This window comes from uncultured Pedobacter sp. (genome assembly GCF_913776295.1).
Lineage (GTDB): Bacteria > Bacteroidota > Bacteroidia > Sphingobacteriales > Sphingobacteriaceae > Pedobacter.
Map to the genome: position 1 here is coordinate 156032 of NZ_CAJYOJ010000053.1, position 23828 is coordinate 179859.

At 39.0% G+C, this 23828-nt stretch carries 22 protein-coding genes; 5 read left to right on the forward strand and 17 right to left on the reverse strand.

The annotated features are described in order from the left end of the window. Positions 1 to 3: 3 nt before the first annotated feature. Together QZ738_RS11565 and gldB are read right to left on the reverse strand one after the other, a co-directional pair. The gene (locus QZ738_RS11565; protein ID WP_293787658.1) at positions 4 to 774 is read right to left on the reverse strand and encodes a patatin-like phospholipase family protein; all 771 of its coding nucleotides are present in this window, start codon (positions 772 to 774) and stop codon (positions 4 to 6) included. A 52-nt stretch (positions 775 to 826) separates the two neighbouring features. Continuing rightward, positions 827 to 1771 carry a gliding motility lipoprotein GldB gene (gene gldB, locus QZ738_RS11570; protein ID WP_367268584.1) on the reverse strand — a complete coding sequence of 315 codons (945 nt, stop codon included), beginning with the start codon at positions 1769 to 1771 and terminating at the stop codon, positions 827 to 829. A gap of 118 nt (positions 1772 to 1889) precedes the next feature. Between gldB and QZ738_RS11575 the strand changes: the two genes are divergently transcribed. Together QZ738_RS11575 and QZ738_RS11580 are read left to right on the forward strand one after the other, a co-directional pair. After that, complete coding sequence (locus QZ738_RS11575; protein WP_293787662.1) at positions 1890 to 2564, forward strand: porin family protein; 675 nt, start codon at positions 1890 to 1892, stop codon at positions 2562 to 2564. 71 nt (positions 2565 to 2635) lie between these two features. Further along, positions 2636 to 4276, forward strand: a complete 1641-nt coding sequence (locus QZ738_RS11580) for an NAD+ synthase (RefSeq protein WP_293787664.1) — start codon at positions 2636 to 2638, stop codon at positions 4274 to 4276. A gap of 48 nt (positions 4277 to 4324) precedes the next feature. Here the strand turns inward: QZ738_RS11580 and QZ738_RS11585 are convergent, their stop codons facing one another. The 8 genes from QZ738_RS11585 to rsmI all read right to left on the reverse strand — a co-directional run bounded on the left by QZ738_RS11585 (position 4325) and on the right by rsmI (position 10749). Beyond that, entirely contained in the window at positions 4325 to 5014 is a 690-nt protein-coding gene (locus QZ738_RS11585; protein WP_293787666.1) for a hypothetical protein, read from the reverse strand. A 106-nt stretch (positions 5015 to 5120) separates the two neighbouring features. Then, entirely contained in the window at positions 5121 to 5537 is a 417-nt protein-coding gene (locus QZ738_RS11590) for an OsmC family protein (RefSeq protein ID WP_293787668.1), read from the reverse strand. Positions 5538 to 5739: 202 nt separating this feature from the next. Continuing rightward, positions 5740 to 6489 carry a M57 family metalloprotease gene (locus tag QZ738_RS11595; protein ID WP_293787669.1) on the reverse strand — a complete coding sequence of 250 codons (750 nt, stop codon included), beginning with the start codon at positions 6487 to 6489 and terminating at the stop codon, positions 5740 to 5742. 131 nt (positions 6490 to 6620) lie between these two features. Continuing rightward, positions 6621 to 7127, reverse strand: coding sequence for a signal peptidase II (gene lspA / locus QZ738_RS11600; protein ID WP_293787670.1), 507 nt, complete (start codon positions 7125 to 7127; stop codon positions 6621 to 6623). A gap of 3 nt (positions 7128 to 7130) precedes the next feature. Then, positions 7131 to 7592: a DinB family protein gene (locus QZ738_RS11605; protein WP_293787671.1), complete on the reverse strand. Its 462-nt coding sequence runs from the start codon at positions 7590 to 7592 to the stop codon at positions 7131 to 7133. Continuing rightward, positions 7585 to 9213 (reverse strand): apolipoprotein N-acyltransferase, encoded by a 1629-nt coding sequence (gene lnt, locus QZ738_RS11610; RefSeq protein WP_293787672.1) that lies wholly within the window; start codon positions 9211 to 9213, stop codon positions 7585 to 7587. The genes QZ738_RS11605 and lnt overlap by 8 nt, the downstream gene beginning before the upstream one ends. Before the next feature lie 131 nt (positions 9214 to 9344). Continuing rightward, complete coding sequence (locus tag QZ738_RS11615) at positions 9345 to 9998, reverse strand: PH domain-containing protein (RefSeq protein ID WP_293787674.1); 654 nt, start codon at positions 9996 to 9998, stop codon at positions 9345 to 9347. A 37-nt stretch (positions 9999 to 10035) separates the two neighbouring features. Next, positions 10036 to 10749, reverse strand: coding sequence for a 16S rRNA (cytidine(1402)-2'-O)-methyltransferase (gene rsmI / locus QZ738_RS11620; RefSeq protein ID WP_293787676.1), 714 nt, complete (start codon positions 10747 to 10749; stop codon positions 10036 to 10038). 98 nt (positions 10750 to 10847) lie between these two features. Here rsmI and serS point away from each other — a divergent pair, with 98 nt between their 5' ends. Then, positions 10848 to 12119, forward strand: coding sequence for a serine--tRNA ligase (gene serS / locus QZ738_RS11625; protein ID WP_293787678.1), 1272 nt, complete (start codon positions 10848 to 10850; stop codon positions 12117 to 12119). Positions 12120 to 12218: 99 nt separating this feature from the next. Here the strand turns inward: serS and QZ738_RS11630 are convergent, their stop codons facing one another. The 7 genes from QZ738_RS11630 to QZ738_RS21335 form a co-directional block, all read right to left on the reverse strand. After that, entirely contained in the window at positions 12219 to 12533 is a 315-nt protein-coding gene (locus QZ738_RS11630) for a hypothetical protein (protein WP_293787680.1), read from the reverse strand. A gap of 98 nt (positions 12534 to 12631) precedes the next feature. Further along, on the reverse strand, positions 12632 to 13318 hold the full coding sequence (locus tag QZ738_RS11635) for an SIMPL domain-containing protein (RefSeq protein ID WP_293787682.1): 687 nt from the start codon (positions 13316 to 13318) through the stop codon (positions 12632 to 12634). 512 nt (positions 13319 to 13830) lie between these two features. Beyond that, on the reverse strand, positions 13831 to 14283 hold the full coding sequence (locus QZ738_RS11640; protein ID WP_090983040.1) for a cold-shock protein: 453 nt from the start codon (positions 14281 to 14283) through the stop codon (positions 13831 to 13833). Positions 14284 to 14582: 299 nt separating this feature from the next. Then, entirely contained in the window at positions 14583 to 15119 is a 537-nt protein-coding gene (locus QZ738_RS11645; protein WP_293787684.1) for a GNAT family N-acetyltransferase, read from the reverse strand. A 500-nt stretch (positions 15120 to 15619) separates the two neighbouring features. Further along, positions 15620 to 17647, reverse strand: coding sequence for a potassium-transporting ATPase subunit KdpB (kdpB, locus tag QZ738_RS11650; RefSeq protein ID WP_293787686.1), 2028 nt, complete (start codon positions 17645 to 17647; stop codon positions 15620 to 15622). Between the two features lie 128 nt (positions 17648 to 17775). Further along, a complete protein-coding gene (kdpA, locus tag QZ738_RS11655; RefSeq protein ID WP_293787688.1) occupies positions 17776 to 19494 on the reverse strand; it encodes a potassium-transporting ATPase subunit KdpA in 1719 nt (572 codons plus the stop codon). 39 nt (positions 19495 to 19533) lie between these two features. Continuing rightward, complete coding sequence (locus tag QZ738_RS21335; RefSeq protein WP_367268586.1) at positions 19534 to 19611, reverse strand: potassium-transporting ATPase subunit F; 78 nt, start codon at positions 19609 to 19611, stop codon at positions 19534 to 19536. Between the two features lie 480 nt (positions 19612 to 20091). Here QZ738_RS21335 and QZ738_RS11660 point away from each other — a divergent pair, with 480 nt between their 5' ends. Together QZ738_RS11660 and QZ738_RS11665 are read left to right on the forward strand one after the other, a co-directional pair. After that, positions 20092 to 21153: a glycoside hydrolase family 43 protein gene (locus QZ738_RS11660; protein WP_293787690.1), complete on the forward strand. Its 1062-nt coding sequence runs from the start codon at positions 20092 to 20094 to the stop codon at positions 21151 to 21153. 5 nt (positions 21154 to 21158) lie between these two features. Further along, positions 21159 to 23735 (forward strand): alpha-L-arabinofuranosidase C-terminal domain-containing protein, encoded by a 2577-nt coding sequence (locus QZ738_RS11665; RefSeq protein ID WP_293787692.1) that lies wholly within the window; start codon positions 21159 to 21161, stop codon positions 23733 to 23735. The last annotated feature ends 93 nt before the right edge of the window (positions 23736 to 23828 follow it).

Consider the following 23828-nt stretch of genomic DNA (forward strand, 5'->3'; position numbering starts at 1 on the left):
CAATTATTTTTTAATCAAATCCATTATTGTAGGGCTATTTTTAATGGTAATCAAGGCCTCTTCATGTGCCAGCCAGTAAATGTCTTCTGCACGTTTCATATCGAACGTACTGATGGCCCCTAAACCTTTTGGCTCAATTAGTACATTGCAAAATTTTGCTTTTCTTTCCATATCGTGGTTGATGGACATGATCCCCGCTCGGCCCATTAAATTGGTGATTCCTGTAATTTTATCAACAGGCTTAAGATGGTTACAAGATGAGCCAATAATAAAATCGCAGGTTTCCATTAGAGGTTCTACAGGAAAATTATTTAGAATCCCTCCATCTACATACATCTGCCCATCAATCATGATGGGTTTAAAAATGCCGGGTATGCAGCTTGAGGCGTGGACGGCCCTGATGAGTGGCCCTTTTGTAAAATAAACCAACCGGCCTTCGCTAAAATTTACGGCAGCTATGGTTAAAGGTATCTTCAGCTTTTCGATGGAATCTTCAGGAAAATATTCCTTCAGAATCAAAGCGGTATTTTCAATATTGATTAAGCCCAAAGAACCCACCGCCGGGCGTACAAAGCGCCAAAGCTTGGTTTTCAGGAAAATACTCAACCCTTCTTCCGGGTCAATGCCGGCAGCAAAAAATGCTCCTGCAATGGCTCCTGCACTTGTTCCGCTAATGTGGCTAAAGGTAATTCCTAAATTACTAAAGGCCTTTAGCACGCCTAAATGCGCTATTCCCCTAATGCCTCCGCCCGATAATACAATGCCTACTTTCATTTCTCTGGGTTAATCGTTTGAACTGGTTAATCGGTTAACTGATAACGGCCAACTATTTTTGTTGTTTCGGTTTATATTTTGATTGATTTAAGATTTTCTGTGCATCATTATCAGCCATTAACTGTTGTAATGTAATATCGGGATGCGTGTTCATATATTTCCTAACCATCTGCCAACCTATCCATACGCCCAATTTTGGTGCCGATTCTCTATTTTCACCTAAACCTGGTGTAAAAGGTCCTTCTGATAAAAAAACCTGGATTTTTTGGTAATCGGTTTCATACAGATAATTGTTTTCTAAAAAATAGGCCCAAATATCTCCTTCAAAATTTTGTACCCAATCCAGTTGCTGTTGGGTATATCCGATTTTGGTCGAATCGCCCACATTTTCAGGTAAAACCTGATCGAGAAAATACAAAATCTTTCCCTGGAAAATCATTTTGGATAATAAGGTCCTGTTATCATCAGGCTCGGCAAAAAGTTCCTCGTGGGCATAGGTTTCGGCCACACGTGGTACAATATATTCAGGTGTAAACCTCCTCGAAAGATATAGGGGTACACTTTGCACTATGGCCCTGTAAAATTTGCTGTCTTTGCCTAAAAACATATCTAAACCAATGCCCAGATAGTTATCGCCTACGGGCATCTGGTAAGCAAAACCTGAAGCAAAGGAAATAAATTTTGGAATCCTGGCCTTTGGATAATAGTATTTAATGTATTTAAAAGTCTCGTTCAATCCTTCTTCCTGTACTTTCAAATTTGGGAAAACACTATCCACTTCTTTGCTTAAATCGGTATAGGCCTGATCGTGGTATAAATTGGCTAATGATTCGGTATTGGAATACTTACTATCTAAAATCCGATGAATAAAATCGTCATAAAATACCCCATACTTTGACGCGAGTTGTTTATCCACATCAATTATATTTTTGTTTTTTCCATTAAAGAGTTCCTGATCAAATCTTTCAATTTTGATGTCTACCTTTATGTTACTCACATCAGGCCGGTTGCTATGCTTACAGGAAATAAATATGATGGCAAAAAGAAAAATTAGATAAATTTGCCAGTGTTTTACGTTATACATCATGTATCACAAATATATAAACACCTATAGCATGAAAAGAATATCAACCATTTTAATTTTATCTGTTTTGGGTTTTGGCGCCTGGGCGCAAAACTCGCCTTTAACCAGTTATGGTTTCAGGTTAGGTTTAACTGCCAGCCCAACTTTTGGTTGGTTTAAGCCTGAACAGGGAAAAACAGATGGTGTAGCTTTGGGCTTTTCGTATGGATTAATTGGCGATTTCAATTTTGCTCCAAACTACAGTTTCTCTACCGCCCTAACCATTACATCTATTAACGGTAAAAGTACAGAGGCCAATGTTTTACCTTATTACGCAGCCAGTGGCAGTAAAACTCCTAAAGCTTACGATTTAAAATACAAGTTACAATACATAGAACTTCCTTTAACCATCAAGCTGAAAACCGTAAAAACTGACGGAAAACGCTGGTATGGCCAGTTCGGATTATCTAATTCAATTAATATCACTGCAAAACAAGATGCCGTTACAGGTGGCATGGTTGTTGGCGATAATTTAAAAGTATCTGATCAGATCAAATTTTACCGTGCCGGATTAATTATTGGTGGCGGTGGGGAATTTGATATTTCGGGCAATACCAGCATAGTAGCCGGGTTAACTTTTAACAACGGTTTCACTAATATTGTGACCGATAAAGCCAGAGATGTTAGAAATCACTATTTAACACTTAATTTCGGCGTATTTTTTTAATCTGGATATCTCTCTTGATACTTGATACACACTACCTGATACTAACTACTCACTAACCTGATACTACAACCATGAAAATAGCACTAGCACAACTTAATTATCACATCGGGAATTTTGAGGCCAATACCCAAAAAATAATCGACAATATTCAACTGGCTAAAGATAAAGGAGCGGATTTAGTAGTTTTTGCGGAATTGGCTATCTGCGGTTATCCACCCAGAGATTTTCTGGAGTTTGAAGAGTTTATTGCATTGTGTGAAAGTGCTGCTCAGGAGATAGCCAAGTATTGCACCGGCATTGCCTGTATTGTTGGTTTACCTATTAAAAATGAGTTATTGCAAGGCAAAGACCTCTATAATGCGGCCTATTTTATTGAAGATGGAGCAATTAAAGCAATTGTTAAAAAAGCATTATTGCCAACCTACGATGTGTTTGATGAATATCGTTATTTTGAACCTGCCACACAGTTTAACTGTATCGATTTTAAGGGTAAAAAAATTGCCCTGACCATTTGCGAAGACCTCTGGAATATTAACGATAATCCATTGTATATCTCCAATCCGATGGATGAGCTGATTAAAGAGCGGCCGGATGTTATGATTAACATCGCGGCATCACCGTTCTCTTATACCCATGATGATGAGCGTATTAAAGTATTGGCCGATAATGCAAAAAAGTACCACATGCCCGTATTTTATGTTAATCAGGTTGGTGCACAGACGGAGATTATTTTTGATGGAGGGTCTTTGGTTTTTGACGCTGATGGCGCCATGAAAGCAGAAATGAAATATTTTGAGGAAGATCTTCAGGTATTTGATCTGGAGGAAGTTGAAAATGTCCGAAATAAGTATCCGCAATCGGAAAGATTAACGGATATCGAACAGATTCATGATGCGCTGGTTTTAGGGATAAAAGATTATTTCAAGAAATCTGGTTTTAGTAAAGCCGTTTTAGGTTTATCTGGCGGAATTGATTCAGCTGTGGTTTGTGCCTTGGCCTGTCGCGCGTTAGGCCCTGAGAATGTAATGGCCGTTTTAATGCCCTCTAAATTTTCATCCGACCATTCTGTTCAGGATGCGCTGGATTTGGTTAATAATATTGGCTGTATGCATGAGATTGTACCGATTAAAGACGTTGCAGAAGCTTTTGATCATATATTGGCACCAGCTTTTAAAGGTTTACCATTTAACCTCACCGAAGAGAATATTCAAGCTAGGATCCGGGGCATCATTAACATGGCGATGAGCAACAAATTCGGCTATATTTTATTGAATACCTCTAACAAAAGTGAATGTGCAGTAGGTTACGGAACTTTGTATGGCGACATGTGTGGTGCAATTGGTGTTATTGGCGATGTATATAAATTACAGGTTTTTGAGCTGGCGAAGTATATTAATAAGGAAAGGGAAATTATACCGGTTAATACCATTGTTAAACCACCGTCAGCAGAATTGAGGCCCGATCAGAAAGATTCTGATTCGTTGCCCGAATATGAAGTCCTCGATAAAATATTGTATCAGCACATCGAAAAGAAACAAGGATCAAAAGCCATTATTGCCCAGGGTTTTGATGAGGCATTGGTACTGCGGATTTTAAAAATGGTAAATATTGCCGAATTTAAACGCTACCAAACGCCACCTATTTTAAGGGTATCGCCCAAAGCCTTTGGTATGGGAAGAAGGATGCCAATTGTAGGGAAATATATGGCTTAGGTTATTGAAGCTGAAAGTTTGTAAATCTAAATTATCAACTGAAGCCTGTTAATTATGCTTAAGCTGATTTAATGCAAGTTCCCTTATTTCAGCTTCTTTCTCGAAAGAAATGATATGGTTTAAGTTAGACTGGTCATTCATTTTGCTAACAGCTTGTTTTCTGGTTGCCGCATCTTTGTCAAAACAGGCTACATGAAACAAGTTTGCCTGATCATTCATTTTGCTAACTGCCAACTTCCTTATTGTGGCATCCTGATCAAAAGAGGCTATGTGAAATAGATTAGACTGGTCGTTCATCTTTGTAACGGCAAGGTTCCTTAAGGTGGCATCTTGATCAAAGGAAGCAATGTGGAACAAGTTAGATTCATCGTGCATTTTAGCAACAGCAATTTTTTTGAATGCGATATTGTTATTAAAGGTTGCCACGTGAAACAGGTTTGATTCATCTTTCATTTTACCTACTGCAGTTTTTACAATTGCAGTATCATTGTCAAAAGAAGCAATGTTAAACAGATTGGATTCATCGTTTAGATTTTGAACAGCTAGAAGCCTGACCTTTTCGTTTTTACTTGTTCTTGCTATTGTAAATAAATCCTCTTCGCTAATCGGTTTGTCAAAATCTATACTATCAGCATAGTTGCCGGAAGTACTAGTAAAGGTCTGCTCATTTTTGTGGGTAAAGCTGACGCAGCCACTTAAAAGCATGGATGTGCTTAAAAATAGAAGAGATTTTTTCATGTTAACTTAGATTATAAAACTAAGTTATACAATTAATTTAAATTTTTTTGCAAAAAAAAACGTTGTACCGAGGCAAAAGATATCTCAGCACAACGAAATATTATCATTATGCTAAAGTAGCATCAACCGTAATGGTTGTATTCAATAATTTAGAGATCGGGCAGTTTTTCTCTGCATCTGCTACCAACTCATCAAATTTTTCTTGGGTCAAATCAGGTACAGAAGCTGTTAAAGTTAAATGCGACTCTACAATTTCACCTTTTGACGGATCAAGGTTAATTTCACATTTAGTTTCCAGTTTATCGGCTGTAAAACCTGCTTCGGTTAAATTAGCAGATAGTTTCATGGTAAAGCAGCCTGCATGTGCTGCGGCAATTAATTCTTCTGGATTTGTGCCCACACCCTCTGCAAAGCGGGTATTGAAAGAATATTGAGTATTATTTAGAGTAGTGCTTTGTGTAGTGATGTTACCACTACCTTCTTTGATAGAACCTTGCCATACGGCTGTTGCATTTCTTTTCATGATTGGATTTTATATTTAAATTGTTAACACCTAAAGATAAAAATATGTTTGTTTAAAGACGATAGTTCTTGGAGCAGAAATCCTTATTCTGTATAGATATTTTGCTACATCTTTGATAAAAGTTTTTTAAAAAAAAGAAGCTGTTTCGTTGAAGCAGCCTCTTTTCCATTACAACCTTTTTAGGTTATTGATCTGATTTTAATTACAAAGGGTACAATACTGCGGTTGCTTGTTTATCTTTTGTGGATAAAACAGTAGCGCCACTTCCACATTGTCCGCCGTTCATTAGCGATTGTGCATCTGTTCCGCCAACACCAGGAACATTGGTTGTGGTAGATTGGTTAGTATGCTTAAATGAAATGGTATGACCAAATTCATGAGTGATGGTTCTGGTACGCTGTGCAAAAGAATTGTTCTGGATCAGGGCCTGGTTGATCCAAACGGTATTACCCGCTTTACCATTTGATGTGGATAGATACGCTTGTCCACAGGTGGAACTTCCGATTGTGTTATCCACTTTGATCAGGATATCATATACTGTTCCGGTCGTGATTACAAATTTTAGTTTAGAATTTGGTACCGTATTCCATTGGTTAATAGCAGAATTGATCTCGCTGGTCATGCTTGTTATCGAAGGATCAATCTTTACGCGAATGTTGGTGCTGTTGGTTACGATATAACCGTTGTAATATTGTTCTGTGATCGCTTTTCCATAATCAGCCGGAATCTCCATTTTCTTGCTAAATACGATATCGCCATCTACCACGTAATTATCGCCGCTTTCTACAATCTGTGCATCTGTAAATCCGAGATTTTTAATGTAAGCCAGTACTTTCTCATTTTGATTAGTTTCGATTCCCTGGTCAGCAGGAACATCATTTTTTTTCGAACACGATAGGATAACTGTTGATAGCAATGCAACCAAAGCAGCTTTTTTTAGTAAGTTTTTCATTGTTTAGGTTTTTAGTTTAGATCGTAATTAAGTTTTCACATCAATAAATATAGTCATAAAAATGTATGATTGTATTTTTATGACTATTATTTTGTAGTCTTAATTAGTTTTTTCGAATCTAATTTGTCATCCTAATCCATTTTTTGTTCAAACCGATTATTTCTGAAGGATTGGAAAATTAATATGCCTATACCTATCATAATGGAGATATCGGCAAAATTGAAAACACCTGTTTGGAAAAGGTAAAAATCCATGTGCATAAAATCGGTGACCGATCCATGTACTATCCGGTCATATAGATTACCAATTCCGCCGCCTATTAGGAAACACAACGCAATTTGCATGGTAATGGTTAAATTACGTTTGGCGAAGAGAAAATATAAGCCGTAAACCAGAAATAATAAGGGCAGACCTGTTAAAATAATCAGCCTGAAAATATAGGGCATGTTATCACCCAAACTCAAGAATGCACCCGTATTTTCTACCTTTGTTAAGGTGAAACGGTCTTTAATTACGCTAATGCTTTCGTAATCGCTGATTTCGTTCCGCACGATTCTTTTAGAAATCTGATCGCAGCCAAAGTTTAAGGTTAACAATAAGAGCAATACCGACCAGCGGAGGTTTTCTATTTTCTGCATAATTTATCTGATAATATCGGCATCCACGGGTGTGTAGCCTAAATGCCTGCTTAACGACATGATTTGCCCCTTGTGATGAAACTCATGGGTAATAACATGAGTAAATAACTGTAAAGGATTTACGATCAAAATTGCACCGTTTCTGTCAAGTTCCATTTCCTGCAGCTCATTCCCTTTAAATTTTTTGGCAAATAAGCCTATATATTCATCCACCTGGTTAAAATAAGTTTGGCAGTTTTGTAAGGTCTGGTAATGTTCGAAAGGTAAAAACTCCTGATCTATGCCTAAAGCTCTTTCGCCAATCCATGCGCAATAGGTCTGGCAAATATGGACCAACAGATTTCTGATGGAACCTCTACCGAACGAACTGTTATCGATTAAAAAATCATTTTCCGAAATGCTCCCGATATAATTTAAAAGGGTATTCCTGGACGATAAGACGAAATCGTATTGTTGTTTAAGCATGGTCCGGTTTCCTGATCCATTTTCTAAAAGGGATAATTAAAGCTAAAAGAATAGCAGTAATACATAATATTTTTGCAATGATATCTCCACTTTTTACATAAAAGGTAATTTCGTCATTCAGATTGATATTGGCTTTGAGTGCAGTTCTGGTCCACCATTTGGTTTTTTGTATAACGTCGCCACGTTGGTTAATAAAGCAGGAAATTCCGGTATTGGCTGAGCGTGCAACATCCCGATGGGTTTCAATGGCTCTCAGTTTGGCATACATCATATGCTGATCTTTTCCTGAAGTATTTCCCCACCAGCCATCGTTTGTAATAACAGCAATAAATTGTGCCCCGTCTTTAATCTGTTCACCGATCCAATCGCCCCATAAACTTTCATAACACACCACAGGAGCAACCCCAATGCCGCTTTGAGCATACAACACACTGGGCTTATCTTGCCAGCCCCATCCGCCAACCGTTCCGCCTAACTGCGCAAAAACACCATCTAAAAATGAAAATACTTTTGGGAAAGGCATTTTCTCCACCCCGGGAACCAATTTTGATTTATGGTAAAACTGAACATTGGCAGAATTTTCGACCTGCATAGCGGTGTTGAAATTATCAAAATAAATACCCCGCTGATCACCAAACTTTGAGGTTATTGTTCTTTTATCCTGGTAAATTTTAATACTTTCTATACCTGTAATCAATGTCCCGTTTTTATACTTGGATAAAAAGCTTTGAAGGGTGATGAAATCGTTATTGCTTCTGATCCGATCTTCATCTGCATAATTTGGAATGGCAGTTTCCGGCCAGATAAAATACTCCGTATTGGTTTGCCCGACAGAATCTGATAAGTGTGTCAGTATCCTGATCTGTTCGGCCGGTGGAATATTCTCCAGTTTCTGGTAAGGATCGATATTCGGCTGAACCACCACAACATTACTGGGTGTTCCCTTTTGTTCTGCCGTAAAATATTTGCTTAATGAAATGCTAATGGGAATAATGATTACCAAAGCCCAGATACCCGCTGTTCTAAACTTTAAATAGCCGGTTTGTGATTTAAATTTCTGATAAGCTTCAAAAGCCAGGATATTGCTTACTAAAATCCAAAGTGAACCACCATAAACACCGGTGTAATCATACCATTGAGCCAGCTGGTGCATTCCTGCTAAACCATTGCCTAAGGTCATCCAGGGAAAAGCTAAATCCCAGGTTTGCTGCAGATATTCTAAAGCAATATAAAAGGCAATCAAGCCCAGATAAGAAATCTTTTTATTTACATATTTTCCCAGCCTGTAGTATAGCCAAAAAGCAAAAGTCATTAAAAGTGCACCCAATCCAAATGGGATTAAAGAGACGGGTAGGGCTACAACTGGCCCGTTATAAGCACTTATCGCATTATATACCCAATAGATGGATGCCGTATTCCAAACCAAAAAAGTTAAACCTGCCGTCAGGAAAATTCTTTTGCCCTGCTTCTTCTCAGCATCGCCCGAAATGGAATGGAGTGCTATGAACAGCGGTACCAGACCAATTAACAACAATGGTGTGGTAAAAGGCATTGGAGGCCAGGCCAGCCAAAGTAAGAATGCACTAAATAAGGCAAGGAGATAGGTTTGTTTAGATTTCATATAAAAATACTTGTCATTCTGACGCAGAAAGAATCTCTATGCGATAGAAAACTGACTTTGTTTTTTGTCAACGTAAGTGCAGTATGTTATTTTAAAGATGCTTCGTGCCTCAGCATGACAGCGGTTTTTATTTACATACTATCTAAAATATTTGCTTTTTTGGCTTCATATTCTTCCTGGGTAATCAGGTGTTTATCATATAGCGTTTTTAGCTTACGTAATTTTAACGTGGTTTCATCTTCCGGCTCTTCTACCACTTCAGCGATCTGGATAACAGGTTGTGCCGGCTCTGGAGCGGGTTCGTAAGTCGGTATTTCAACAGGAGGCTGGGCAGTTAAATTAATAGGGGAAGCTGTTGCACGGTTTTCTTCCAGTTTTTGCTGGCGCAGCAATTCCTTATACTCTTCTAATTGCTGATTCGCAGCCTGATGTAGTTTGCGCGCCTGTACTTTTGGAATAAACTCGGTTACGATGTTTTCGCCATGTTGAGGAACGCAGATAAATTTAGAGCCAAAAAACTCTTCTTTAAACGAAACTTCTTTAATGCTTTTCCATGAAATATCTTTAAAATTCATCGTTAAGCCCAGATTACCCGGTTCGCAATAAAAAATGCGTTTATTGGAAATGGCAATGCTATCTGGTAATAAGTTTACCGCTGGTTTTTTCTGTACGGCTAAATATAAAAGTTCTTCGCCCGTGGTTAAAAGGTCATTTAATTTTCCGATAACTTTTTCAACCGCTTTTGGGTCTTGCTCGTCACTCAGAAATCTATCTATACTCATCATAATGTTTTAAATTGTGGTGTTGGTTATGTTTTTGATGCTATTCTTCCGCATCGTTATATTTGTTTTTGCTTTTAACATAGGGTTTTCCTGCTATGCAAATTACAAATTCTCCCTTTAAAGTATTGTTTTCAAAATGTGATTTTATTTCAAGCAAAGTTCCGCGAACAGTTTCTTCGAACATCTTCGTGAGTTCTCTGCTTACCGATGCCTGCCGATCGGCACCCAGATATTGTGCAAACTCCTCTAAAGTTTTTAATAAACGGTGCGGACTTTCATAAAGTATAATGGTGCGTTCTTCTTCGGCTAATTTTTTAAACTTGGTTTGCCTGCCTTTTTTCACCGGTAAAAAACCTTCGAAGCAAAATGCATCGGCAGGTAAACCCGAATTAACCAGGGCAGGCACGAAAGCTGTTGCCCCAGGTAAACATTCTACTGCGATATCATTTTTGAGGGCTTCGCGTACCAGAAAAAATCCCGGATCTGAAATGGCCGGTGTTCCGGCATCCGATATAAGGGCAATTTTTTGCCCCTCTTTTAAAAATTTGATGATTTCTGAAGTAGCTTTGTGCTCATTGTGCTGATGATGTGAGAATACCCTTTTGTCAATGCCAAAATGTTTAAGCATTGGAGCGCTGGTGCGTGTATCTTCAGCTAGGATCAGATCACATTCTTTTAGTATACGGATTGCCCTAAAGGTGATGTCCTCCAAATTGCCTATGGGCGTTGGTACGAGAAATAGTTTGCCATCCATATTTTAGTTTTCAGTTTAAAGTTACCGGTTTTCAGTTTTTTCCAAACTCCTTACCCCAAACTCCAAACTCTTGTTATCTTTGCTTAAAAAAATCAATAATGCTGCAAGTTAACTATATCCGCGAAAATAGAGAGAAAGTTTTAGAACGTTTAAGTGTCCGTAATTTTAAACAACCAGAACTGGTAGACGAAATCATTAGAATTGATGAAGAACGTCGTTCCACTCAAACTTCGTTGGATAGTATTTCTGCTGAAGCTAATGCAGCTGCCAAACAGATTGGCGATTTAATGCGTACGGGTAAAAAAGAAGAAGCCGAAGCCATTAAGGCCCAAACGGCTTCTCACAAAGAAAATATAAAGAGCCTGAGTGATCAATTAAATGAGTTGGAAACTGCTCAGCACAATTTGATTGTTCAACTGCCTAACTTACCTTATCACCTCGTAAAACAAGGGTCGACGGCAGAAGACAATGAAGTGGTTTTAACACATGGTGAACCTGCAAAACTACCAGCCAAGGCGTTACCACATTGGGAGCTTGCTGCAAAATACGATATTATCGATTTTGAGCTGGGTGTAAAAATTACTGGTGCTGGTTTTCCGGTTTATAAAGGAAAAGGAGCGAGATTACAGCGTGCACTGATCAATTTCTTTCTAGATCATGCTACTGCAGCCGGTTATAAAGAAATGCAGGTGCCGCATTTGGTTAATGCAGCTTCTGGTTTTGGTACCGGCCAGTTGCCGGATAAAGAAGGGCAGATGTATCATTCTACGGTTGACGATCTATATTTAATACCAACGGCCGAAGTTCCGGTAACGAATTTATACCGTGATGTCATTCTTAAAGAAGAAGATCTTCCGATTAAAAATACAGCTTATACACCTTGTTTCCGGAGAGAAGCAGGATCATATGGTGCCCATGTACGTGGTTTAAACCGTTTACACCAGTTTGATAAGGTTGAAGTGGTTCAGCTTACACATCCGGATAAATCTTACGAAACTTTGGAAGAGATGAGCCAATATGTGCAGTCTTTATTGAAAGAACTGGGATTACACTATCGCGTATTGCGTTTATGTGGTGGTGATATGGGCTTTACTTCTGCCATGACTTACGATATGGAAGTATGGAGTGCTGCCCAGGAGCGTTGGCTGGAAGTTTCTTCTGTTTCAAACTTCGAAACCTACCAGAGTAACCGTTTGAAACTGCGTTTCAAAGGTAAAGAAGGTAAGGCGCAGCTTGCGCACTCATTAAACGGAAGTGCGTTAGCATTACCGCGTATCGTGGCTTCGATTTTAGAAAATTATCAAACTGAGAATGGAATCAAAATTCCGGAAGCTTTGGTGAAATATACCGGGTTTGATAGGATTGATTAAGGTTCAATAAATCCTCATCAGCGGCGATAGTCCTAAAAAAAAAGCTTTGCATTGATGCAAAGCTTTTTGTTTTTTATAGGATAGATGGGTTTTTTGCGGTTATAAAATCAGGATCAATAATAAAATGATGATGATGATTGCACCAACTGAAAGGTAAACACCACCAGAGATTGCACGAGCCTGGCCTTTTAACTCTTTTAGCTCGCTACGCAAAGCCTTACGTTCTGCTTTTGTTAAGTTGGATTTGTCCATGTCTCTGATTTCTTCAACACGGGTTTTAATTTTTTCTAGCTTCAATGCTTGTTCTGCCGATAATTCTGTTGGGTTTTTCGCAGGTTTATCAGCTGCCTGAGCTGAATTAAAACTAATGCCTAAAGAGAAAACCAGCACTAGCGTGTAAATGAATTTTTTCATAATCTTTAATTTTTTAGTGTTCAATGTTTAGGTAACAAAAAACCCACCAAAATGTTCTTGGTAGGTTTTAAAAGCATTAATTTAATTATTGAAATTTCTTATTTGATCTCGAAAATCGCATTTACTGTAAAATTCAGTTTAATTTTTTTAAAATCAATTTCAGGTGCGCTGGAAGCATCAGCCATTTCAGCTTTCATTGCAAAATTCCTGTAAACGGGTGGCATTACATTGTCTCCGCCATCCTGGATCTCGATCACACTACCTAGTTTATCGCCCAGTGCCTCTACCATATATGCCGCTTTCTCTTTTGCAGCTAATAATGCTTTAACTTTCAGCTCTTTTTTTAAGCTTTCGATTTTAGAATAATCGTAACTGTCGACATTTGTATTCGCAATTCCCTTAGGATCAATCGATTCTAATATTGCGTTGAATTTGTTCAGATCGCTAACCTTTAAACGGTACTGCTTACTGGCCAGGAAATCGGGGTTTTTCTTTTTCTCAGTTTCGTAATTCCAGCTGCTTAAGTTGCTGATGGTTAAATTGTCTTTTGCAATACCTGCTTTTTGTACTGCGGCGTACAATTGTTTTTCCAATTCCGTGATGTCTACTTTTTTCTTTCCGTTTAAATATTCTTTAAGCGAAATGCCGATGTAGATGATATCGGGGGTAACTTCTGTTTCTGAAGTTCCGCTTACGCTAATTTTTCTGCGTAAATCTACTTGTTGAGCCATTGCTGACGATAAACCCAAAAATGCAACCAGTGCTAATGCTATTAACTTTTTCATAATCCGTAGTGTTTTTTAATTGGTAATGAAGCCTGCGTAAGTTTTTTGTAATTAGCTTTTGTTGCTTATGCAGGTTTCATACCTGTTTTTCTTTGTGTGTACTGTAATGATGTAAACGATGTGCAAATTCCACACCGAAATTTTATTTTTTTTACCTCATAAACGATTATCAGCAATTAAAGGTTACAATTTTCCCTTTTAATAATCCTATGTGATTTATTTACAGTATGATAAATTATCGCCGGCTGATGAGGAGAGATCAGATAGCATGTATTTTCGGAATGAACAATGCTTGAATAATTTGGATCTCTTATTCATTTGAAATCTAAATTCCTTAAAAACTTACCTATGCTTTCTAAGGATCATACACAATGAAGAAAATTATGCGCAAGGTTTTATGCTTAAATAGACGGAATTATAAATGGTTATAAAACCTGGCGCAGCAGAGTTTTCTGCAAAATTTTAATCATGTTTTGCAATTGGGAGTTGCAATGAGAACTGAGCGGAGGTTGTTAAACCTTTGATACTTTAACTGCCGTTGGTCCTTTCTGGCCCATTTCTACTTCAAACGTAACCTTATCACCTTCTTTAATCTGGGTGATTAAACCGTTTGCGTGAACGAAAATACTATCTTGTGTTTCAGTGTTTTTGATAAAACCGTAGCCTTTACTGTCGTTGAAGAATGTAACTGTTCCTTTTTTAACAGGATTTTCATCAACAATGTCCTCTTGTCTTGAAATGCCGATCTGAATATCTTCTGTGTTAATAACTTTCTTTTTCTTCGGATCTGGTGGAGTAGAAGAGATGTTTCCGTTTTCATCAACGTAAGCCATCATATCTTCAAGCGTTAAGCCTTTTTTGGCATTAGCCTGACGTTCTTCTTTTTTCTCTTGTTTGTCTTTTTGTTTTTTTAATCGTTTTTTTTCGTTCTCTTTTTTACTGTATGTTGCCTGAGATTTAGCCATATTTTATTTAATTGTTTTGTTTTTGAAAGGTGAGTGGAATGGAGAATTATACAAAGATAACAATACTTAAGCATAAACACGATTTTATTCGGTGATGCTCTTGTGATTCTGATTTGCGTAACCAATCAGCTGCAAATAGAATGGATACAGGTTGACAAAGTATCACCGCTGATTTGATGATCGGAAATTTGCTCTCAATTGCATGATAAGTGCGAACCTCGATCATCATATTTACGAACGATGAAAATTGAAATCTGGAAAATATCCTTTTTATCAGTAAAGATCTGTTATCCGAGATCTTAAATGCTTTTAATCCATTGATCTTTGTCTACCTGATAAACAAAATTCCATTTTAGCGGCTCTCCATAATAGGCTATTTCTGTTTCAGCAATTTTAACTCCGCCTAATTTTTCAGTTGCTTTTTGCGAACGAAAGTTAGTCGCACCGATATGCAAAAATACTTTATCTACAAATTGAAAAGCATGATTGAACATCAATGTTTTCAAAGCCTTGTTATGTCCCTCACCCCAAAACTCACGGGCAACAAAAGTATAGCCAACTGCAACTGAGGAGTTACCTTCATCGAAATCGTAATACCTGGAACTGCCCACAACCTTGTTGGTGTCGTTTTCGTAAGCGATAAAGGCACCTTTTGATTCTATGGCACCTTTGAAGAAATTTTCGAATACAGCTCTTTTGTAACGATCTCTGTTTGGATGTTGCTCCCAAATTAAGGGATCAGAAGCTACTGCAAAAAGTGCTTCAAAATCAGACTCTTTTAATGGAACTACCTTGATTAAATCGTTTTCTAGTGTGGGCTGTAAATCGAAACTCATTTTATTTGTAATGAAAAGGGCCGGCTTTTCAGCCAGCCGTTTGTGATTAAATTATGATGTAGACCCTTAAACAAATTACCATTGACGTTAATTTTTAATTATTTGATAATTAGTCACTTATGAAATATGTATTTCCATCCAACAAGGCCTTCGCACTGGGTTTCCGTTCTACTTAAGTCCGGCCTAACAAATTTTTCGGACTCCACCGACCAAGCCCTATTACTGGCTTTGAAAGAAAACGGCGTAGCCCTCATGAATGCAGCTGAAAACTATTAAAACGAATGAATAAATTTTCAGCCGGCATTTTATTAATGGTTGTATATTGTTTTTTATCTGTATTAATGAGCTCGGCAATGCCTCGGTTTTGTTACTTTTTGATGCCAAAAAGTAAGAGCCCTTCGGCGGCGGTGAGCCGAGGCAAGACTGTGCTGTATGGCATAAGAAATCAGTTACGTCATTTATATTGATTTTATACCATAAATTATTCCTCAGAATGACATTTATACAAATAGGCCAACCAATAAATCAATTATTTTAATCCCTATAAATGGAGCTACCACGCCGCCAATACCATAAATAAACAGGTTTCTGCGTAATAAAGCGGTTGCGCCAATCGGTTTATAAGCCACACCTTTTAGGGCTAAAGGAATCAGGATCGGAATGATTATCGCGTTAAAAATAACAGCTGACATGATCGCTGATTCGGGCGAATGCAGCCCCATAATGTTCAGGCTTTGCAAAGCGGGAATTGATGCAATAAACAGGGCTGGAACGATTGCAAAATATTTGGCCACATCGTTCGCGATGGAAAAAGTGGTTAAAGTACCACGGGTAATTAACAATTGTTTCCCGATTTCTACTATTTCGATCAGTTTGGTGGGGTCATTATCCAGATCGACCATGTTGCCTGCTTCTTTCGCGACTTGTGTTCCACTGTTCATGGCTACCCCCACATCTGCCTGAGCCAGTGCAGGAGCATCATTAGTTCCATCCCCCATCATGGCTACCAGTTTACCAAGAGTTTGCTCATCTTTAATGTAATTCATTTTATCCTCTGGCTTGGCTTCTGCTATAAAATCATCAACGCCCGCTTTCTCTGCAATGTATTTAGCCGTCAACGGGTTATCGCCAGTTACCATTACTGTTTTTACACCCATTTTCCTTAAACGCTCAAACCGTTCGCTGATGCCGGGTTTAATAATATCCTGTAATTCAATTACGCCAAGTGCTTGTTCATTTTCAGCAACTACCAAAGGTGTTCCGCCATTGGTAGCAATGGCTTTTACGTGGTCTTCAATATCAGAAGGAAAATGATTTCCCGCTTTCTGTACCATACTTCTCATCGAATCGAAAGCGCCTTTTCTAATCCTTTTACCATCTGCCGTGTCCAGTCCGCTCGAACGGGTTTCGGCAGTAAATTTGATAAACGCAGATCCTTCTGGCGTTCCCTGGATTTTAACGCCCTGTTCGGCAGCCAGCTCGATAATTGATTTTCCTTCAGGAGTTTCATCTGCCAGAGAACTTAGTACGCAGGCATCAGTAAAAGATTTAATGTTTATGCCTGCAGTAGGATAAAAGTTAGTGGCTTTGCGATTACCAATGGTAATCGTGCCGGTTTTATCTAACAGCAGTACATCAATATCTCCTGCCGTTTCTACCGCTTTACCCGATTTGGTAATTACGTTTGCCCTTAAAGCCCTGTCCATACCGGCAATACCAATGGCAGATAAAAGCCCGCCGATAGTAGTTGGGATGAGGCAAACAAAAAGCGAAATCAGCGCCGCAATGGTGATTGGCGTATTGGCATAATCGGCAAAAGGTTTCAAGGTTACACATACGATGATGAATACCAGGGTAAAACTGGCCAGGAGAATAGTTAAAGCGATCTCATTTGGTGTTTTCTGACGTGATGCCCCTTCAACCAACGCAATCATCTTATCTAAAAAACTTTCTCCCGGAGCTGTACTCACCTGAACTTTAATTTCATCAGATAAAACCTTTGTTCCGCCGGTTACCGAAGACTTATCACCTCCCGATTCGCGGATTACAGGGGCAGACTCACCGGTTATGGCCGATTCATCAATCGTAGCAATACCTTCAATAATCTCCCCGTCAGTTGGAATTGTATCACCTGCTTCACAGATAAATACATCTCCCTTTTTTAACTGGTTAGATGAACGGATTTCGATCCTTCCATTATCCAGAAGCACTTTTGCAGGTGTTTCTTCTCTTGTTTTACGAAGGCTGTCGGCCTGTGCCTTACCTCTTGCCTCTGCAATGGCTTCAGCGAAGTTTGCAAACAGAACGGTAAGCAATAAAACTAAAAAGATGAAGAAGTTATATAAGGGCGCTCCTTGTCCGCTACGGCTGAAAGAGTATACCGTAACATAAGCCATGATCAGGGTTCCGATTTCAACGGTAAACATGACGGGGTTCCTTACCATCACCCGTGGATCAAGCTTGATGAAAGATTGTTTTAGCGCGGTCTGCACCAAGGCAGGTTCGAACAATTTATTATTGGGTTTCATTTTTTTTATTTGTTATGTGATTTCACAGATTTAATTGATTTCACAGATTATCGTGTGTTTTGTTATCCTGAGCTTGTCGAAGAATCTTTGATAAATCATTTCGACAGGCTCAATGAGACAACTTTCAATTATTTAAGCATGGTAAAGTATTCTGCCAATGGGCCTAAAGCCAGCGCAGGGAAATAAGAAAGCGCATTTAAAACGATGATCACTGCAAAAGTCATCAGTGCAAAAGTTTTCGTATCTGTTTTCAGCGTACCTGCCGATTCCGGGATGAATTTTTTGGCTCCTAGTAATCCGGCGATAGCAACGGGACCGATAATCGGTAAAAAACGACCCAGGAAAATCACTATACCGGTAGATAGATTCCAGAATATATTGTTATCGCCCAGTCCTTCAAATCCCGAACCGTTATTGGCATTTGATGAGGTCATTTCATATAGCATCTCAGAAAATCCGTGGAAACCAGGATTATTGAGCCAGCTTTTAGGCTGAACTGCCCATGCGGCATTACCATGGTTAGTGAAAATATAACTTGCAATTGCAGTTCCGACAAGAATCAAAAACGGACTCAATAAGGTAATAATGGCCGCAATCTTGATTTCTCTGGCTTCTACCTTATGACCAAGAAACTCCGGCGTTCTGCCCACCATCAGTCCTGAAATGAATACGGCAATAATCAGGTAAATGAAATAATTTAATAAACCAACCCCGCAACCTCCGTAAAAAGAGTTGATCATCATTCCCAGTAATTGCCACGTACCCGACATAGGCATACTGCTATCGTGCATGCTGTTTACCGATCCGGTAGAAATAATTGTTGTTACAGTTGCCCAGTAAGCGGAGGCAGCCGGACCAAAGCGCACTTCTTTACCTTCCATAGCACCTGTTGTTTGTGAAATTCCCATTTTGCCTAAGGCTGGATTCCCGCCCAATTCTGAACTTAACATAGGGAGTAACAGCATAAATAAACCGATGGTCATTACTCCAAAAATGGTCCAGGCCAATTTTTTCCTACGAATAAAATAACCAAAAGCAATTACCATGGCAATCGGAACAATTACCTGTGCAATCAGCTCAACCATATTGGTAAAATAACCTGGGTTTTCAAAAGGATGTGCTGAATTGGCTCCAAAATAACCCCCTCCATTTGTACCTAAATGTTTGATCGCAATCATTTGAGCAGCCGGTCCTCTGGAAACATTAACCGTATCGCCCTGTACCGAAATAAATCTATCTTTTCCTTCATAACTGGCAGGTGTACCATTAAAGGTTAAGATTAAGGCCATTACAAAAGATAATGGCAATAACAAACGGGTAATGGATTTTACAAAAAATTCCCAGAAATTACCGAGATCGGTTGTAGTTTTATCCCTAAATGCTTTGAAAAGCACCACTGCAGCTGCTATACCTGTTGCCGCACTTACAAACTGAAGAAACATCAATACGTATTGTTGGGTAAGGTAACTTACGCCACTCTCGCCCGAGTAGTGCTGGAGATTACAGTTGGCAACAAAACTGATGATCGTGTTAAAAGCAAGGTCAGGTGTCATCCCAGGATTTCTATCCGGATTGAATGGAAGCTTATCCTGAAAAATAAGTACAAAAAACCCATAAAATAACCATAAAGTATTAATGGTAAGCAGTGCTTTTAACTGCTGTTTCCAGTTCATCTGTTCTTTGATATTGATTCCGGAAAGCTTGTAAATGCCAGTTTCCAATGGCTTTAAAAAATCTGTCCAGACTTTTTCTCCTGCAAAAACCCTGGCCAGGTACTTACCCAAAGGTATGGCGATAACCAAAGTGAGCAGAAATGTGGCAATAATGCCTATTAATTCAGTATTCATTTTTGAATTTGTTAAATGCGCTATTGAAAGTGCTAAGGATTAAAATTTTTCGGGTTTGATCAGCACGTAAATCATATAGATGAATACGGCAAGGGCGATCATAAATAATGCGATCATAGTTTTAGATTTTTTCGAACCAGTTTATCGATTTGTAAGTAGCCCAGCAGAGCAGTACCAGGATTAAAAAAAGTAATATTGTCATGATTGTAATGATTTTACAGGCCAATAGCCAACTCTTATACCATAAAAAGAGACCAGTTAAATAAACACCTGATAAACAATACCTTAAGACATGATCATTTATTTTACTCATCAGCAGACATCAAAAAACCCTTCCATTTTGGAAAGGTTTTTTTCATATTGGCAGCTGTAATATGTGACGCGCAATCTTAGATGGCCACCTTTTCTTTCGTTTGCAATTTGATTGCCTATCATATCACTAATAGCCCTGCAAACAAACTAGCTGCTCGTAAGCCTGTATTTTTCTTTTTGTATCAGGATAAATGGCCGGTTACGGAACTATTTCTGCGTGAGTTGTTTAAATAATAATCGTTACTGTGACGATTATTATTTACTTTAGAAAAAATTTTAATAAATATGACTACGCCTTGTAAAACTGCAATGGTTTTGCTGCTAACACTTTTATCTTTAAAGGCAGATGCACAGTATAAAAAGAAACTACCTCGCGAAAAAGACATGGCGGCTTATCTTATGGTGTATTTCAAGGATGATACACATGGGCTCTACATGGCAATTAGTAAAGACGGTTATAGCTTTACCGATGTAAACAATGCGAAACCAGTAATTGCCGGCGATAGCATCGCTGAACAAAAGGGGATTCGTGATCCATATATCTGCCGTGGACCTGACGGCTTGTTTTATATGGCACTTACCGATCTGCACATTTATGGACAAAAAGCCGGTTACCGAACAAGCCAATGGGAACGCGACGGCAAAAGCTACGGATGGGGAAATAACCGTGGCCTTGTACTGATGAAATCGCGTGATCTGATCAACTGGTCGCATCAGGTTTTACGCGTCGACCAATCTTTTCCCGAATTAGCAGATATTGGCTGCGCCTGGGCACCAGAACTCATTTATGACGAAAAGGAAAAGAAAATGATGATTTACTTTACCATGCGTTTCGCCAATGGAAAAAACAAACTCTATTATGCCTACATGGACAAATCGTTTACCAAACTGAAAACCAAACCACAATTACTTTTTCAATATCCAAAAGATGTTTCCTATATCGATGCAGATATCACGAAAGTGGGCAAAAGTTTCCATATGTTCTATGTTCCACATGATGGTACAGCGGGCATCAAACAAGCTGTTTCATCAACTATCGATAAAGATTACCAGTATGATGATAAGTGGTACGATCCGGAATCCAGGGACTGTGAGGCCCCAACCATTTACAAGCGTATCGGAGAAAATAAGTGGATACTGATTTATGATATCTACGGAATTAATCCCCACAATTTCGGTTTTAGCGAGACTACCGATTTTGTAAATTTTAAAAATCTGGGCCGCTTTAACGAAGGCATAATGAAGTCAACTAATTTTTCTTCGCCAAAACACGGTGCAGTAATACACCTCGCTAAAAAGGAGGCACAGGCATTAGCCGATAAATGGAATTTAAACATCAAATTTTAACAGAAATGAAAAGAAAGTTTTGGCTTTTTGCCGCATTCATCTTCCTGACAGCAAATGTATTGGCCAACAATAAAAAAATAGCCAACGAACCGGATTCTGCCTATTTATTTGCCTATAATGCCAACGGACTTCGGTTTGCCTGGAGTTTAGATCAACAGAACTGGACGCCAATAGGAAACAATTATACCTTTTTGAAAAGTGATTATGGCCGATGGGGAAGCGAGAAAAAAATGGTAACCCCTCTTCTCATCCAGGGTAAAAATGGAATTTGGGTATGTATATGGGGTTTAAATGATCGTACACTACAGTTTGCTACCTCAAGTTCGAAAGATCTTATCAGTTGGAATCCGCAAAACTATCCTTATGTAAACAAAGGTAAAAATGTGCTGCGCCCGATTATTGCATATAACAGCAAAGCAGATCAATATACCGTAACCTATGCCGATGCTGATGGAAAATATTTCCAGACCCAAAGCAATGATTTAATCAATTACGGTCCTGTAAAAGAAGTGCCTGCTTCAACATATTTCAATGGGAGTACATCAGTTAATATACCGCATATTGGTAGTGGCCAGGTATACCGTTTGCCATGGAAAGTTATTTTGGGTTTGAAAAAAGCTTATGAACTAAAGGACTATAAAAATAAACAGAGCGGAGAAACGACTAAAGATAATGCACAGCGCTTCGCAGGACTTGAGAATGTGGTGGCTAAGATAGCTTTCCAACCTGATCAGGCAAAGCCGATCAGCAATATGCTAACCGGTGTATTTTTTGAAGATTTAAATTATGCTGCAGATGGCGGATTGTATGCAGAGCTAATTCAGAACCGGGATTTTGAATATCACCCGCGGGATAAAGAATACAATGACAAAGGCTGGAACAGCAGTTATGCCTGGGCGTTAAAGGGCGATCGTGCCACCATGAAAATAGATTCGGTTTCGCCCGTTCACCCCAACAATCCACATTATGCAGTTTTAGACATTCCTGTTGCCGGTGCATCCATCTTAAACAGCGGTTTTGATGGAATAGCACTGAAGAAAAGAGAAACTTACGATTTTTCGCTATCAGCAAAGTTATTAGGTTCTAAAAAGATGAATCTTGAAGTGAGGCTGATCAATGATAAACAGGGCATTTTGGCTAAAGCAAATTTAAACATCACTTCAGGCAACTGGAAAACAGTGGTCTCCAGTTTGGTGCCTTCTGCAGATGCTACCGATGCAAAACTGGAAATCGTAATGGCGAATACAGGGCGTATTGCTATTGATATGGTTTCCTTATTTCCAAGAAATACATTTAAAGGCCGAAAAAATGGGCTCAGGGCAGATTTGGCTCAAACCATAGGAGATATACATCCTCGTTTTGTACGTTTTCCCGGAGGTTGCCTAGCCCATGGGGATGGTATCGCCAACATCTATAAATGGAAAAACTCAATCGGCCCTTTAGCTGCCCGCAAACCAGACAGAAACCTCTGGGGCTATCACCAAACCATGGGACTTGGCTATTACGAATATTTTCAGTTTTGCGAAGATATTGGTGCTGCACCTGTTCCCGTTATAGCAGCCGGTGTGCCTTGTCAGAATTCGGATACTGGAGGTGGCGGCCAACAAGGTGGCATACCAATGAGCGAAATGGGGCAATACATACAGGATATAGAAGATTTGATTGAATATGCCAATGGAGATGTAAAAACCGAATGGGGAAAGAAACGCGCTGAAGCAGGCCATCCAAAACCATTTAACCTGAAGTATATAGGCATTGGTAATGAAGACCAGATTACCGAAGTATTTAAACAACGTTTTACCCTGATCTATAATGCCCTGAAAAAATCGCATCCCGAAATTACAGTTATTGGCACAGCGGGTCCATTTTTTGAAGGAACTGATTATGAGGCTGGCTGGCAAATTGCCTCAAACCTTAATGTTCCCATTATTGACGAACATTATTACCAATCGCCAGGTTGGTTTATCAATAATCAAAATTTTTACGACAGTTACGACCGTTCAAAATCGAAAGTTTACCTGGGCGAATATGCGGCAAGTTTACCAGGCGGTAACAGGACAAACCTGGAAACCTCACTTGCGGAGGCATTATACCTCCTTTCACTTGAACGTAATGGTGATGTGGTGAGCATGGCCTCTTATGCACCGCTATTGGCCAAGGAGGAGCATACGCAGTGGGATCCTGACCTGATTTATTTTAATAATACAGAAGTAAAACCTACAACAGGCTATTTTGTACAGCAACTATACGGACAGCATGCGGGCGATGAATATGTTCCTTCAACCATATTGCTCTCTTCGAACCAGGAAAATGTGAAGAAACGGATGGCCTGTTCGATGGTTAAGGATACAAAAACCGGAGATTTAATCGTTAAATTGGTTAATCTACTTCCCGTAGCCGTAAGTACCACGCTCGATTTCAGCCAGCAACAGCCCGGAAAAAATGCCATTAAAACCGTACTCTCTGGCAATCCGGATGATAAAAAAGCTGTTCCTGTTATTACCAATATCAGTGCAGAGGCAGCCAGGCAACTGGAGCTACCAGCTTATTCATTTACCGTTTTAAGGTTTAAAGCGAAGTAGTTACCATGTAAAATGATATTACAATTAAGGATGCATAGTCTGATCAAACTATGCATCCTTTTTAATTCATACTGAACCAATAAATCTCTGCGT